The organism is Thauera sp. GDN1, assembly GCF_029223545.1.
In the GTDB taxonomy this organism is placed as follows: Bacteria; Pseudomonadota; Gammaproteobacteria; order Burkholderiales; family Rhodocyclaceae; genus Thauera.
Genome location: NZ_CP097870.1, coordinates 2,163,211 through 2,177,776, shown reverse-complemented (window position 1 = coordinate 2,177,776; position 14,566 = coordinate 2,163,211). Strand labels below are relative to the sequence as shown.

The window sequence follows — 14,566 nt, the reverse complement described above, 5'->3', positions numbered from 1 at the left end:
GGGGGAACATGCCGATCGCGCTCAGGCCGTAGGCGCGGGCTCCGGCGGACGCCACAGGCACAGGCCCTTGTTCGCCTTGACGATCTCATCGAGCACCGCTTCGTGCGCCAGCGTCTCGGCCTCGGTCGCACGCAGCACCTTCAGTGCGATGCGGGCCACCGGAGCCTCGCCACCTTCGGCCTCGCGCGTGGCCGGCTCTTCCTCGAGTCCGATCATCAGGCTCTCCTGACCACGCGTCATGGCCAGGTAAACCTCCGCCAGCAGCTCCGCATCGAGCAAGGCGCCGTGCAGTTCACGGTGCGCGTTGTCGATCTCGTAGCGGTCGCACAGCGCGTCGAGCGAGGCCTTCTTGCCCGGATTCTGTTCCTTCGCGAGCTTCAGCGTGTCGATGACGCCCGCGCACAGCCCGGCAAGCCGGCCGCGGCCCAGCCGTTCGAGTTCGCTGTCGAGAAAGCCGACGTCGAAGCTCGCGTTGTGGATCACCAGCTCGGCGTCGCGCACGAACTCTTCGAAATCGCCGACGACATCCACGAACTTCGGCTTGTCGGCGAGGAACTCCTCGGTGATGCCGTGCACCGCGACCGCCTCGGCGTCGATGCCGCGCTCGGGGTTGATGTAGACGTGGTAGTGGCGGCCGGTGAGGCCGCGGTTGAGCAGTTCCACGCAGCCGATCTCGATGACGCGGTCGCCGTTGCGCCAGTCCAGGCCGGTGGTCTCGGTATCGAGCACGATTTGCCGCATCGCTCCTCCCTCCTCAAGCCTGGACCGCGGCACCGCCGCGGCGCACGGCGTCGACGCCGCGACGGGCAAGCTCGTCGGCGCGTTCGTTCTCGGGGTGACCCGAATGGCCGCGCACCCAAAGCCATTTGACCTGGTGGCGGGCCGCCGCCTCGTCGAGCGCACGCCACAGGTCGGCGTTCTTCACCGGCTCCTTGGACGCGGTCTTCCAGCCGCGCGCCTTCCAGCCGTGGATCCACTCGGAGATCCCCTTCTGCACGTACTGGCTGTCGGTATGCACCCGGGCCGCGACCGGGCGCTTGAGCGCCTCGAGCGCGCGGATCACCGCGAGCAGTTCCATGCGATTGTTGGTGGTCGCCGGCTCGCCGCCCCAGATCTCCTTCTCGTGGGAACCGGAGCGCAGGATCGCCCCCCAGCCGCCCGGTCCCGGATTGCCGCTGCAGGCACCATCGGTATAGATATCGACTTCTTCCATCTACTGCGTCTTCCTCGTGCCGCCGTCGCGCTGGGCGACCGGCGAAAGTCTTTTCGACGTGGCCTTGCGGTCACGCCAGTGCGGAGTGATCAGGCGCATGCCCTGCACGCGCTTGACCCCGTGAAGCAGGTAGCTCGCCCCGAGCACCGGCCACCATCTGGCCCCTGCCCGATCCATGAAGCGCCAGCGCTCGAGCCAGTGCGGACTGGCGGCCGGCGGCGCATAGCAGCCGAAGCCGCTGGCCTGCACCTCGAAGCCGAGCAGCGTCAGCCAGTCGCGGATGCGCATGGCCGAACGGAAGTGCCCGTTCCAGGGCGTCGCCGCAGCGCGGCGCGCGACCAGCCTCCGCAGCCCCCACAGGCTGAACGGATTGAAGCCGCTGATCACGACGCTGCCTTCCGGTACCAGCACGCGCTCGACCTCGCGCAGCACGCGGTGCGGATGGGGCGAGAACTCGAGCACATGCGGCAGCAGGACGAGATCGAGGCTGCCGCTGGCGAAGGGCAGCTCGAAGGCGTTCGCGCGCACGTCGGCATCCTCGGGCGCGCAGTACAGGCGATGCGGCATCCGGTTCGCGCGCAGCAGCGGCACCTGCGCGAGCCCGACCTGCACCGCGTGGTAGCCGAACAGGTCCGCCACCATGCGATCGAATTGCGCCTGTTCCCACCCGAGCAGGTAGCGGCCCTGCGGGCTCTCGAGCCAGTCCTTGAACCGGAGGATTGACATCGGCACTCACGTCCTCACAATTCGCGGGATGCACATTATCCCCGTTCCCGCCTTCCGCGATAACTACATTTGGCTGATGCACGACGGCCGTCACGCGCTCGTGGTCGATCCGGGCGATGCGGCGCCGGTCGAGGACGCGCTTGCGCGCCTCGGGCTGCAGCTCGGCGCCATCCTGGTCACACACCACCATGCCGACCATGTCGGCGGACTGGCCCGCCTGCGCACGCATTCCGGCATCCCGGTCTACGGTCCGGCGGGCGAGGCGATCGAGGGCATCAGCCAGCCGGTGCTCGAGGGCGACGAGATCGCCGTCGCGAACCCGGCGCTGCGCTTCCGCGTACTCGACGTGCCCGGCCATACCGCCGGTCATGTCGCCTACGTCGCGATGGACATCGAGCCCGGCCTCGTGTTCTGCGGCGATACACTTTTCTCGGCCGGCTGCGGCCGGCTTTTCGAAGGCAATCCGGCCCAGCTCGCCGCCTCGCTCGGCAAGCTCGCCGCCCTGCCCCCTGACACCCGGGTGTACTGCACCCACGAATACACGCTGTCCAACCTGGCATTCGCCCGCGTGGCCGAGCCCGACAACGTCGAACGGGACGCCTACGCCAGGCATTGCGAGACCTTGCGCGCGCGCGGCGAGCCCACGCTGCCCAGCACCATCGGGCGCGAGCGCGCGATCAATCCCTTCCTGCGCTGCGACCACCCGAGCGTCGCCGCCACGGTTTCGGCCCACCTCGGCCGACCGGTGCAGGACGCGACCGACTGTCTCGCCGCCCTGCGCGCCTGGAAGGACGGCTTCTGAGTCCGAGACCATGCTTTCTTCACATCGTGGTGCCGTGCCCGGCGCCACCGCACTGCGCCGTGGACTGTTCGCCGCCTGGCTGAGCCTGTTCACCTTCAGTCCGTTCGCCCATGCCCAGCTCGATGCCGACGCCGCCCCCGCCGGCCTCGCCATGCCGGACGCCGCCGCCCCGAGCGGACCTGCGCTGCAGGCCGGAACGGTGGCCCAGCCCGAGCGCGTGCTGACCCTCGACCTGACCCGCGACGCCAACGACATCTGGGACCGCATCCGCCGCGGTTTCGGCATGCCCGACCTGGACAGCGAACGCGTGGTCGAGCTGCAGTCCTTCTACATCAACCGCCCGCGCTTCCTGAAACAGGTGTTCGAGCGCGGCGGGCGCTATCTCTACTACATCGTGGACGAGCTCGAGCGCCGCGGCATGCCGACCGAGATCGCCCTGCTGCCGATGGTCGAGAGCAGCTACAACCCGATGGCCTACTCGCGCGCCCATGCCTCGGGCCTGTGGCAGTTCATCCCCTCGACCGGCAAGCACTACAACCTCACCCAGGACCACTGGGTCGACGAGCGCCGCGACGTCATCGCCTCCACCAACGCCGCCCTCGACTACCTGCAGCGCATCTACGAGATGCACGGCGACTGGCATCTGGCGCTCGCCTCCTACAACTGGGGCGAAGGCGCAGTGCAGCGCGCGCTCAGGCGCAACGCCGAAGACGGCCTGCCGCTCGAATACAAGCACCTGCGCATGCCCGAGGAGACGCGCAACTACGTGCCCAAGCTGCAGGCGATCAAGAACATCGTCTCGCAACCCGAACTCTTCCACTTCGAGCTGCCCTACGTCGCCAACGAGCTCCACTTCGTGACCGTGGACGCACCGGTCGGGGTCGATCTCGCCACCGCCGCCCGCCTGTCGGAGATGCCGCTGGATGAATTCATCGCCCTCAACCCGGGGTTCAACCGTCCTGCGGTGACCACGCCGGGCCAGACCTTCATCGTGCCGACCGACCGCGCCGAGCAGCTGCAGGCGGGCCTGGCCGAGCTCGACGAGGACGATCGCGGCTGGCGCATGCACGTGCTCGAAGCCGGCGAGAGCATCGAGGCCGTCGCCGCACGCCACGGCCTGAGCACGGCGGAATTGCTCAAGCTCAACGGCCTCGCCGCAGGCAGCCGGCCGGGTGCGGGCTACGCGCTGCTGGTGCCCGACGGGGTCGACCCCGACGGCGCGCTCGAGGCGAGCGGCCTGCTGCCGCTGGCCGCTGCCGTCGTGCGCCAGCCCGGCCTCAAGCTCAATCCGCCGGGAACGAGCCGCAGCGAGCCGCGACTCAAGTCGCCGAAGGCCAAGACCCGCGCGGCCGACAAGCGCGGCACCAAACGCAAGAACGGCCGCGCGCGCTGAACCGCGGCGCGGCGGGGCTCGCCCTCAGCCCTGGCCGCTTCCGCGCGGGCGGCCGTCCACCTGCGGCCAGTGGCAGCGGACCCGGTGTCCCTGGCCGAGCTCGATGACGGGCGGGTAACTGGCACGGCAGACGTCGGTCGCCTGCGGGCAGCGCGGATGGAAGTGGCAACCCGCCGGTGGATCGAGCGGCGAAGGCAGCTCGATCGCGGCCCCGGGCCCGGCGCGCTCCGCCGCATGGTGTCGCCCGTCTTCCGCCCCGTCCGCGCCCACCTTCGGCACCGCAGCCAGCAGCGCCCGGGTGTAGGGGTGGGCACGGACGCCGAGCACGCGCTCCACCGGCCCTTCCTCGACGATGCGGCCCAGATACATCACCGCCACCTCGTCGGCCAGGTATTCGACCACCGCCAGGTTGTGGGTGATGAAGAGGTAGGCCAGGCCCTGCTCGCGCTGCAGCGTGCGCATCAGGTTGAGCAGCTGGGCCTGCACCGACACGTCGAGCGCACTCGTCGGTTCGTCGCACACGATCACCCGCGGCGACACCGCCAGTGCGCGCGCGACCGCGATGCGCTGGCGCTGGCCGCCGGAGAACTCGTGCGGATAGCGCCAGCGCATCTCCGCGGACAGGCCGACGCGCTCGAGCAGCTCGACGACGCGGGCGCGGCGTTCGCGCACGTCGGCGCCGATGCCGAGCGCATTCAGCCCCTCCTCGATGATCTCGCCGACGCGCATGCGCGGATTGAGCGAGGCGAAGGGATCCTGGAACACCATCTGCACCGCGCGCCGCAGCGGCCCGAGCGCGTGCTCGGCCAGCCCGCCGATGGGCTCGCCATCGAGGTACACCTCGCCGGCGGTGGGCTCGATCAGGCGCAGGATGGCCTTGCCGACGGTGGTCTTGCCGCAACCCGATTCCCCGACCAGCGCGAGCGTGCGCCCGGGTGCCAGGCGCAGGCTGACGCCGTCGACCGCCTTCACATGGCCGACGGTGCGCTTGAGCAGGCCCTTGCGCACCGGAAAATGCACCGCGAGCTCGCGCACCTCCAGCACCGGCTGCGCGCCGCGCTGACGATGCAGCGCCGCGGCCCCGGTGACCGGCGGCGTGAGCGGACGCGGCACGCTGACGCCTTCGTACAGGTGGCAGCGCACCGCCTGCGCGCCGACGCGATGCCAGGCCGGTGCCTCCTCGTCGCAACGGTCGAAGGCGGCCGGGCAGCGTTCGGCGAAGCGGCAGCCGGGGAAATGGCGGTCCAGCGTCGGCACGCTGCCCTCGGGGGCGTCGAGCGCCGCCCCGCGCTTGGCCGACTCGGGCAAGGCGGCGAACAACTTGCGCGAATACGGATGCAGCGGTGCCGCGAAGAAGGCGTCCCGCCCGCCCGTCTCGACGACCTCGCCCGCATACATCACGCCCACCCGGTGCGCCATGCGCGCCACCACGCCGAGGTCGTGGGTGATCAGCAGCATCCCCATCCCTTCCCTGCGCTGGATGCCGGTCAACAGGTCGAGGACCTGGGCCTGGATGGTGACGTCGAGCGCGGTGGTCGGCTCGTCGGCGATCAGCAGCTGCGGACGGCCGGCCAGCGCCATCGCGATCATCACGCGCTGCTTCATGCCGCCGGAAAACTGGAAGGGATAGTCCTGTAGCCGCCGCGCGGGATCGGGAATGCCGACCGCCTCGAGCAGGCGGACGGCCTCGCCACGCGCGGCTTCGCCGTCCACGCCGCGCTGCGCCAGGGCCTCGACGATCTGCGCACCGACCGTCATGACCGGGTTCAGGCTGGTCGAGGGTTCCTGGAAGATCATCCCGATCCGCCCGCCGCGCACCCGGCGCATCGCGGCTTCGGGCAGGGCGAGCAGATCCTCCCCGGCGAGCGTGACGCTGCCGCCCGCGATGCGACCGGCGTCCGGCAGCAGGCGGGTGAGCGCGAGCGCGGTCATCGACTTGCCGCAACCCGACTCGCCGAGCAGGGCGAAGGTTTCTCCCGCCCCGATGCTGAAATCGACCCCGTCGACCGGGCGGATCTCGCCCCCGGTGCGGGCGATCGCCACGCGCAGGCCCGTGACCTGCAGCAGCGCCATATCGTGGTGGACGGCGCCCGTTTCCAGGACAGGAAGATTCATTCGCGGGTTCGGCAAGACAACGGAAAAAGGGCCGCTAGCGCGGCCCCTGGCTTCGATCAGTGATGGTGGTGGCCACCCGGGCCATGGACGTGGCCGTGGGAGATTTCCTCGGCGCTGGCGGCGCGCACTTCGGCGATGGTGACGTCGAACACCAGCGCCACGCCGGCGAGCGGGTGGTTGCCATCGACCACGACCTTGCCGTCGGCGATGTCGGTGATGCGGTAGACGAGGTCTTCCTCGCCATCGTCGGAGACGCGCTCGAAGCTCATGCCGATCTCGATGTTGTCCGGGAACAGCTTGGCGTCCTCGACCAGGATCAGCTCCTCGTCGTAGTCACCGAAGGCGTCCTCGGGCTGGAGCTTGACCTGCAACTTGTCGCCGACCTTCTTGCCGTGCAGTGCTTCCTCCAGCACCGGGAAGATGCCGTCGTAGCCGCCGTGCAGATACACGAGCGGGTGGGCGCCGTCGTCGATCACCGCGCCTTCCGGGTCGCGCACGGTGTAGTTGAGCGTCACGACGCTGTTCTTGGCGATTTCATTTTGCATGCTGGGGTTCCAGTTCCTTGACCAGTTCAAAAATGGCGGCCGCATGGCCACGCGGTGTCACATCGTAGAGGGCGTGGCGGATCCTGCCCTGTTTGTCGATGACGAAGGTCGATCGACGCACGCCCATCTTCTTCATCCCGTCGACTTCCCGCTCCTGCCACACCTTGTACAGCCGGCACACGTCGGTGTCCGAATCGGAGAGCAGGCGGATCGACAGTCCTTCCTGGTCGCGGAACTCGGCGTGCGTCAGACAATCGTCGGGGCTCACGCCGATCACGATGCAGTCGTAACGGGCGAACTCGTCCTCATGGTCGCTGAAGTCGGCGGCCTGGAGCGTGCAGCCCGGGGTATTGTCGCGAGGATAAAAGTAGAGGACGACATTCTGCTTGCCGGCGACCGACGCGAGGTCGAACATTTCCATGTCGGCGTCGGGCAATGAAAAGGCGGGGGCGATGTCTCCGCTCTGCAGCATGTGGTCTCCCTGATGTGGGGCGGATTCTAGCCGAGACCCCCGGCGAACACTACCGCTGCGGGCACGGGTCTGGACTTCGGACGGATCGAGCATGCGAGCCTTTCTCCCTGGCTTGTGTCGGACGATCGGGTGCCGCCAGCCGACACCGTCATGAACCAATAGCCCAGATCGGGCGATGGCTCAAGACGCAGTGCATCATTGGCGCAATGCTTCGTCGTCGGACCATAGTGAGCGACACCCATGACCAGGCCCCTTCACCCCCCGCAGCAGCACGCACACCCCGCCACCATGCGCGCCATGGTGCTCGAGCGCCCCGGCACCCCCCTGCAACTGCGCGAGCTGCCCGTCCCCCGTCCGGCCGCAGGCCAGGTCCTGCTGCGGGTCGAAGCCTGCGGCGTGTGCCGCACCGATCTCCACCTCGTCGACGGCGAGTTGCCCGATCCGGTGCTGCCGATGATTCCCGGACACGAGATCGTCGGTCGGGTGGTCGACGTCGGCCCGGGCGTGAACGGCGTCAGACACGGTCAGCGCATGGGCGTCCCCTGGCTGGGCTGGACCTGCGGCCACTGCGGTTTCTGCGCCAGCCATCGCGAGAACCTGTGCGACAGCGCGCGCTTCACCGGCTACCAGATCCACGGCGGCTATGCGCAATACACGGTGGCCGATGCGCGCTACTGCTTCCCAATGGCCGAGGCGCTGGACGCCGCCGAAGCCGCGCCGCTGCTGTGCGCCGGGCTGATCGGTTACCGCGCGCTGGCGATGGCGGGCGATGCGCGCAGGATCGGACTCTACGGTTTCGGCGCCGCCGCCCACATCATCGCCCAGGTCGCCGCATGGCAGGGACGCGAGGTCCATGCCTTCACCCGCAAGGGGGATGCCGAGAGCCAGGCCTTCGCCCGCCAGCTCGGCGCGTGCTGGGTGGGCGCGGGCGACGAATGCCCGCCCCAAGCGCTTGAAGCGGCGCTGATCTTCGCGCCCGCCGGCGAGCTCGTCCCCGCCGCGCTGCGCGCCACCGCAAAGGGCGGCACGGTGGTATGCGCGGGGATCCACATGAGCGACATCCCGAGCTTTCCGTACAGCATCCTGTGGGGCGAGCGCCGCATCGTCTCGGTCGCCAACCTGACCCGCCGGGACGGCGAGGAATTCCTCGCCCTCGCGCCGAAGGTGCCGGTGCGTACCGAAGTCACCCGCTTCGCCCTCGAGGCGGCCAACGACGCCCTCGAACGCCTGCGCCGCGGCGCACTGCAGGGCGCCGCGGTGCTGCTGCCCTGAGGAGGTCACCAAACCGCTCCTGCCGGGCACGGGTGCTTGCTCTCGACGAATAACTGTTTAAAATTACAGCCATCCCATGGAGGCCGTCATGAGCGCCCGTAGCGAATCCCTTACCGCACGCCAGCAGGAAATCCTCGACTTCATCCGCGCCACCGTCGAATCCGAAGGCCGCCCGCCGACGCGCGCCGAGGTGTGCACCGCGTTCGGCTTCCGCTCGCCGAACGCCGCCGAAACCCATCTGCGCGCGCTCGCCGCCAAGGGCGCGATCCTGCTCGAGGAAGGCCGCGCGCGCGGCATCCGCCTGGCCGAGGCGCTCGGCCTGCCGCTGGTCGGCCGCGTCGCCGCGGGCAGCCCGATCCTCGCCGCCGAACACGTCGAGGCACGCTACCAGCTCGACCCCGCGCTGTTCTCGCCCAGGGCAGACTACCTGCTGCGGGTGCGCGGCATGAGCATGCGCGACGCCGGCATCCTCGACGGCGACCTGATCGCGGTGCATCGCAGCACCGAGGCGCGCAACGGCCAGATCGTGGTCGCCCGCATCGACGACGACGTCACCGTGAAGACCCTGCAGCGCAAGGGCACGGTGGTCGAGCTGCTGCCGGCCAACCCCGATTACGAACCCATCGTCGTCGACACCCGGCGCGCCCCGGTGGTGATCGAGGGCGTGATGGTCGGCCTGATCCGCAAGGACCACTGAGCGCACCGTCGCCCGGGCCACCGGCTCATGCCGCTTCCTCATGGCCACCTCCGCGCTCCGCATCGCCGACGATGTCCGGCATGACACGCCCGACATCGACCCTCGGCACTCTTTCCTGGCCGGCCTGCCCGCCGGCCGCATATGGCAGGCCGACCGTTTCGCGCAGCGTCCGGGCGCAGTGCTGCCGACCGGCTTCAGCGCACTCGACGCGGAACTGCCCGGTGGCGGCTGGCCGGCCGGCGCCCTGATCGAACTGCTGCTCGAACGCCCCGGGGTGGGCGAACTGTCGCTGCTGCTGCCATTGCTCGGGCGCACTCCCCCCGAGCAATGGATCGTCTGGCTGGCACCGCCGCTGCTGCCCTATGCCCCGGCGCTGGCCCGCGCCGGCGTGCCGCTGGCCCGCCTGCTCATCGTGCGTCCCGAGCATCCGCACGCCCTGCTGTGGGCCGCGCGCCAGGCTGCCGTCTCGGGCAGCTGTTCGGCCGTCCTGGCCTGGATGCCGCGGATCGACAACACCGGCCTGCGCCGCCTGCAGCTTGCGGCCGAGGAGAGCGCCACGCCGCTCTTCCTGTTCCGCCCCGACGCGGTCGCGGGCCAGCCCTCGCCCGCGCCATTGCGCCTGATGCTCAGCGCGCGCAGCGCACAGCTCGAGGTGCGCATCCTGAAGCGGCGCGGCCCGCCGGCAGCACGCCCCCTGCTGCTCGACGTGCGCGCAGGGGAACAGACGCTGTCCGAAGCCGGGAATCCGCAGGGCGTCGTCGGCATGCTTGGCGTTGTCGGCGACCGGACACGCTGACGCCACATTGCCGCCATGCTCTGGCTCGCCATCCATCTCCCGGTCCTGGCGCTGCAGGTCTTCACCCGCGGCGCGCAGGCCCCTGCGCCACTTGCGATCATCGCCCCGCCGCCACGGGCGACGGTCCTCGCGGCAACCCCCGATGCCGAGGCGGCCGGCGTCCATTGCGGGCAACGCGGCGCCAGCGCGCTCGCCCTGCTGCCCGAGTTGCAACTGAGGACGCGCGACCCGGATCGTGAGGCCGAAGCCCTCGCCGAAATCGCCATCTGGGCGGGGCGCTTCAGCCCGCGCATCAGCCTGTCTCCCCCCGATGCGGTGCTGCTGGAGATTTCCTCCTGCCTGCGCCTGTTCGGCGGCGCCGAGCGGATCGAACGGGCGGTGCGGGACGGTCTGGATGAACTGGGCTTCGCAGCCCGCACCGCCTGCGCGCCCACCCCGCTGGCGGCACGCTGGTTCGCCCGCGCCGGGCTGGGCATGGATGCCGGAAGCGAGGCGCATGAAGAGTCCGGCGACACGCCGCCCGCCCGCTGGCAGCCGACCGCGCCTTCCGCTGCCCCCGGCGCCCTTCCACAACGTGACTGGCAGACGATGATCGACCACCTGCCGCTGGAACTGCTGGGCGACGACGGCAGTTGCGATGCGCCCACGCTGGAACTGCTCGCCGGCCTCGGGCTGCGCACGCTGGGCGAGGTCCGCCGCCTGCCGGCCGCCGGCCTCGCCCGCCGCCAGGCCCAGGCCGCCGGCCGCACGCTGGCCCGCGCCTGCGGCGACATCGCCGATCCCCGGCCCTGGTTCGTGGCGCCGCCCCGTTTCGATCACGGCCTCGTGCTCCCCGTACCCACCGCTCATGCCGACGCCCTGCTCTTCGCCGCCCGCCGCCTGTTCGCCAGCCTGGCGGCCTGGCTGCAGGCCCGTCATGCCGCGGTGGATCTGTGCACCCTGGTGCTTGAACACGCCTCCCCGCCCCACACCGCGCTGACGCTAGTGTTCGGCGAACCCAGCCAGGACGAGGCCCGGTTCATGCTGATCGCGCGCGAGCGCCTCGCGGCGATACGGCTGGCCGCCGAGGTCGGCGCCCTGCGGGTGCAGGCCGCGCAGTCGGTCCCCGCCGCGCCCCGCAGCACGGACCTCTTCGGCGATCCGGCCGCCCGCGCGGATGCCGCCTTGCTGCTCGCACGCCTGCAGGCACGGCTGGGTAACGAGGGGGTCTATCGGCTTTCCGCGCAGGCCGACCATCGTCCCGAGGCCGCGTGGATGGTCTGCGAAGCCGGCGCCGGGTCGAGCCGCCCGACCTCTCGTCCGCGATACCCCGAGCGCGCCAGAAACTCCGCCGATCTCGTCGAAGGCCCGCGCCCACTGTGGCTGCTGCCCGAACCCAGAGCGGTCTCGCCGGCTCGCCTGTCCCTGATCGGCGAGGCCGAACGGATCGAAACCGGCTGGTGGGACGGTCGTGCAGTGCGGCGCGACTACTATCTCGCGCACGACGAGCACCAGGCCCTGTGCTGGGTCTTCCATGCGCTGGACGCACCGGAGAACTGGTTCGTCCATGGCTATTTCGGCTGAGGCATCGCCGGCGAAGGCGCCGGCAGCCCGCAAGCGACGTAGTACACTCGCGCCCTGATCAACCTCCAGACAAGGAAGACCGCAGCATCCGTGCTGCCCGCGCCCGATGCCCCAGACTGCCTCATCACAGCCCGCTAACCTTTCCTCCGGTCCGCAGGCCCTTTCGCCCGGCGACCGCGCCCGCCGCAAGGCCCTGTTCAGCCTCCTGGTCGGCCTCGTCGCCCTGCCCGCATCCTGGCTGCTGTTCTCGCAACTCGAGCGCCTGTGGCCGGAGATCGTGCGCATGGAGGGCATCGCCTTCATGGCCGCCGCCACCCTGCTCGGCGGGGCGATGGCGATCGGCCCGCTGGCCGCGGCCATCGGCCTCCTGCTTGCGATCTGGTTCGGGGTGGACAGCGTGTACAAACCGCGCAGCAAGCCTTCCCCGCTGCTCGACCGCGTGATCGTCGGCGCAGGCCTGCTGGTCTGGTTCACGCCCGCCCTCGCCGCCTTCGCCATGATCGGCCAGGCGCTCGCGAGCGGACGCATCCACTTCGTGCGCCCGCCCCGCGATTATTTCCTCGCCACCGATCCGATCGCCTTCTGGCAGGGCGTGGGCTTCTGGCTGATCATGGGCGGGCTGTTCGCCTTCCTCGCCTGGCGCTACTGGCGAGGCAAGCTCTTTCCGCGCAGCGCGGACGCGGAATGAAGCGCCCCGTGGGGCGCCTCCGGCGCGGGCTCACCGCCCGCCAGAGCCCCCTCAGGCGCCGAGCCAGCCCTTGCGCAGCTCGAGCGCTTCCGGCCGCGCACGCTCCGCGCGCTTGAGGCTGAACTTGTCCGCGGGCGCGGCGGCGGGCGCGAGACGGAAGCTCATCAGCTCATCGCGCCGGAAAACGTGCAGGGTGAGCTCATCGCCCGCACGCCGCCTGGCCAGCATGTCGTCCATCGCCTTCGCCCCCGCCACCTTCAGCCCGTCCAAGGCCACCACCACGTCGCCTGCCGACACCCCCGCCGCCTGCGCCGGCCCGCCGTCGTAGACGTTGAGCACCTTGGCCTCGCCGTTGCCGCCGAGTTTCCAGCCGAGCACCGGGCTCGTGCTCGCCGCCGCGGCTTCCAGCGTCACCGCCACGGCCTCGAGCAGGCGAGCGAGCGGAAGATCGTCGCGGCCCTCGACCGCGCGCTCCAGCCAGCGCGCCAGCCGGGCGCCGAGACCGTCGCCGCCGACTTCGCGCACCGCGGCGTAGATCCCGTCCTCGGGTACGCCGACGCCGGTCAGGCCATGGCGCTGCCACAGCAGGCGCATCACGTCGTCCAGGCTGGTACGCCCCGCGCTGCCCGCACGCAGCTGCAGATCGAGCGCCAGTGCGATCAGCGCCCCCTTGGCGTAGTAGCTGACGATGGCATTGGGCGCGTTCTCGTCCTGGCGGTAGTACTTCGTCCACGCGTCGAAGGAGGACTCCGCCACGCTCTGCTTGAGGCGCCCGCTGCCGCGCATCACGTTCGAGATCGTCTTGGCGAGCAGTTCTAGGTATTCGTCCACCCCGATCACCCCGCTGCGCACCAGGGCCAGGTCGTCGTAGTAGGAGGTGAAGCCTTCGAAGGCCCACAGCAGGCGGGTGTGATTTTCGCGGCCGAGGTCGTAGGGGGTGAAAGCGGCCGGCTTGATGCGCTTGACGTTCCAGGTGTGGAAGTACTCGTGGCTGCACAGGCCGAGGAAGGTCCTGTAGGCTTCGGGCAGTCCCTCCATGCCCTTCCACGGCAGGTCGCCACGGCTGCAGATCAGGGCGGTCGAGGCGCGATGCTCGAGTCCGCCGTAGCCGTCGCCGACGACCATGGTCAGGAAGGCGTAATAGTCGACCGGGGCGGGCTTGCCGAAGAGGCCGATCTGCCATTCGCAGATGCGCGCGAGGTCGGCGCACAGGCGATCGAGGTCGCAGTCGTGGCGGCCGGTCAGCGCGATGTCGTGCGGCACGCCCGCGGCCTCGAAGCGCGCAACGGTGAAGTCGCCCATTTCCACCGGGTGGTCGATGAGCTCGTCGTAGTCGGCGGCGCGAAAGCGTCCGAAACGGCAGGACTCGCCGGGACGGCCGTGTTCTGGCGGCAGCGCGGTGATCAGCTTCCAGTGCCGGCACGCGTCGGCGTCGGGCTTGTCGATGGTGACGATGCAGGGCTCCTCGGTACGTCCGGCCACCGCGAGGAACACGCTGGTGCCGTTGAAGAAGCCGTGCGTGGTGTCCAGGTGCGCCGAGCGCACCGACAAGTCCCAGGCATAAACCTCGTAATGCAGCGCCAAGGTCTTGGTGCCGGGCCGGGATTTTGCGCGCCAGGTGTGCTTGTCGAGCTTTTCCACCGCGCAGGGCTCGCCATCGGCCTGCGCGGACAAGCGGACGATGTTGCGCGCGAACTCGCGGATCATGTAGCTGCCCGGGATCCAGGCCGGCAGGCTGAGCACCTGCCCCTGTGGATCGGGCTCGTGCACGATGCAGCTCACCTCGAACAGGTGCGCACCCGGATTGGCCGGACGGATCCGGTACTCGACGGGCGGCGGTTTTCTCGACCGGGGGCTCCCGACCGGGAGACTGGCTTGGGCGGTAGAAACGAGGCGTGCGGACATCGGCTTGCTCACGAACGATGAAGCGTCCGGCCCATCCGGCAGGCCCCGCCGATCCCGCCGATGGCGATGATGCGCAGAAGCCGCCCGGGCCAGGGCAGGGAAAAAGGGAAGCCGAACTATAGCGCCGCACGGGTCCGGTGCGAACCGACCAGATCATTGTGGTCGCGCGCCGGCCCCCCATCTGCCGGATGAGCGTCAATCTCGCGCAGCGCATCCACATTGGCGCCAGGTTTAGCCGCGTCTTTCTCGGATCAAGCCCCCCGATTGAAACGCGGGATAATTATTCAATGTGGAGCTGGAGTTTCCTCATGGGGATTTTCCAGCGATTACCGTCTCGGGATGTTATTCTTTTACGCGACTCCATTACCGGGGTCTTTTT

General features: G+C 69.9%; 14 protein-coding genes. 7 read left to right on the top strand and 7 right to left on the bottom strand.

Going from position 1 to position 14,566, the window contains the following annotated elements:
• Window positions 1–21: 21 nt before the first annotated feature.
• The 3 genes from dnaQ to CKCBHOJB_RS09995 are packed head-to-tail and all read right to left on the bottom strand — an operon-like array spanning window position 22 to window position 1,939.
• Complete coding sequence (dnaQ, locus tag CKCBHOJB_RS10005; RefSeq protein WP_281048536.1) at window positions 22–741, bottom strand: DNA polymerase III subunit epsilon; 720 nt, start codon at window positions 739–741, stop codon at window positions 22–24.
• Between the two features lie 13 nt (window positions 742–754).
• Window positions 755–1,213 (bottom strand): ribonuclease HI, encoded by a 459-nt coding sequence (gene rnhA, locus CKCBHOJB_RS10000; RefSeq protein ID WP_281048535.1) that lies wholly within the window; start codon window positions 1,211–1,213, stop codon window positions 755–757.
• Window positions 1,214–1,939: a class I SAM-dependent methyltransferase gene (locus tag CKCBHOJB_RS09995; protein WP_281048534.1), complete on the bottom strand. Its 726-nt coding sequence runs from the start codon at window positions 1,937–1,939 to the stop codon at window positions 1,214–1,216. It lies immediately after the preceding gene.
• 28 nt (window positions 1,940–1,967) lie between these two features.
• On the opposite strand from CKCBHOJB_RS09995, the gene gloB reads away from it, so the two are divergent.
• Window positions 1,968–2,741, top strand: coding sequence for a hydroxyacylglutathione hydrolase (gene gloB, locus CKCBHOJB_RS09990; RefSeq protein WP_281048533.1), 774 nt, complete (start codon window positions 1,968–1,970; stop codon window positions 2,739–2,741).
• Window positions 2,742–2,751: 10 nt separating this feature from the next.
• Window positions 2,752–4,134: a transglycosylase SLT domain-containing protein gene (locus CKCBHOJB_RS09985; RefSeq protein ID WP_348634840.1), complete on the top strand. Its 1,383-nt coding sequence runs from the start codon at window positions 2,752–2,754 to the stop codon at window positions 4,132–4,134.
• A gap of 24 nt (window positions 4,135–4,158) precedes the next feature.
• Here CKCBHOJB_RS09985 and CKCBHOJB_RS09980 read toward each other — a convergent pair whose 3' ends face one another.
• The 3 genes from CKCBHOJB_RS09980 to CKCBHOJB_RS09970 are packed head-to-tail and all read right to left on the bottom strand — an operon-like array spanning window position 4,159 to window position 7,266.
• Window positions 4,159–6,249 (bottom strand): dipeptide ABC transporter ATP-binding protein, encoded by a 2,091-nt coding sequence (locus tag CKCBHOJB_RS09980; protein WP_281048532.1) that lies wholly within the window; start codon window positions 6,247–6,249, stop codon window positions 4,159–4,161.
• 56 nt (window positions 6,250–6,305) lie between these two features.
• Window positions 6,306–6,794, bottom strand: a complete 489-nt coding sequence (locus tag CKCBHOJB_RS09975) for a peptidylprolyl isomerase (protein WP_281048531.1) — start codon at window positions 6,792–6,794, stop codon at window positions 6,306–6,308.
• Entirely contained in the window at window positions 6,784–7,266 is a 483-nt protein-coding gene (locus tag CKCBHOJB_RS09970) for a peroxiredoxin (RefSeq protein ID WP_281048530.1), read from the bottom strand. The genes CKCBHOJB_RS09975 and CKCBHOJB_RS09970 overlap by 11 nt, the downstream gene beginning before the upstream one ends.
• Window positions 7,267–7,506: 240 nt before the next feature.
• Between CKCBHOJB_RS09970 and CKCBHOJB_RS09965 the strand changes: the two genes are divergently transcribed.
• The 5 genes from CKCBHOJB_RS09965 (at window position 7,507) to CKCBHOJB_RS09945 (ending at window position 12,282) form a co-directional block, all read left to right on the top strand.
• Entirely contained in the window at window positions 7,507–8,538 is a 1,032-nt protein-coding gene (locus CKCBHOJB_RS09965; protein ID WP_281048529.1) for a zinc-dependent alcohol dehydrogenase family protein, read from the top strand.
• A gap of 88 nt (window positions 8,539–8,626) precedes the next feature.
• The gene (gene lexA / locus CKCBHOJB_RS09960) at window positions 8,627–9,235 is read left to right on the top strand and encodes a transcriptional repressor LexA (RefSeq protein ID WP_281048528.1); all 609 of its coding nucleotides are present in this window, start codon (window positions 8,627–8,629) and stop codon (window positions 9,233–9,235) included.
• A 40-nt stretch (window positions 9,236–9,275) separates the two neighbouring features.
• Entirely contained in the window at window positions 9,276–10,031 is a 756-nt protein-coding gene (gene imuA / locus CKCBHOJB_RS09955; protein ID WP_281048527.1) for a translesion DNA synthesis-associated protein ImuA, read from the top strand.
• Window positions 10,032–10,046: 15 nt separating this feature from the next.
• The gene (locus CKCBHOJB_RS09950) at window positions 10,047–11,594 is read left to right on the top strand and encodes a DNA polymerase Y family protein (protein ID WP_281048526.1); all 1,548 of its coding nucleotides are present in this window, start codon (window positions 10,047–10,049) and stop codon (window positions 11,592–11,594) included.
• 106 nt (window positions 11,595–11,700) lie between these two features.
• Window positions 11,701–12,282, top strand: coding sequence for a hypothetical protein (locus CKCBHOJB_RS09945; RefSeq protein WP_281048525.1), 582 nt, complete (start codon window positions 11,701–11,703; stop codon window positions 12,280–12,282).
• A 51-nt stretch (window positions 12,283–12,333) separates the two neighbouring features.
• On the opposite strand, the gene CKCBHOJB_RS09940 is transcribed toward CKCBHOJB_RS09945, so the two are convergent.
• Window positions 12,334–14,187, bottom strand: coding sequence for a M61 family metallopeptidase (locus CKCBHOJB_RS09940; protein WP_281048524.1), 1,854 nt, complete (start codon window positions 14,185–14,187; stop codon window positions 12,334–12,336).
• Window positions 14,188–14,566: the final 379 nt, after the last annotated feature.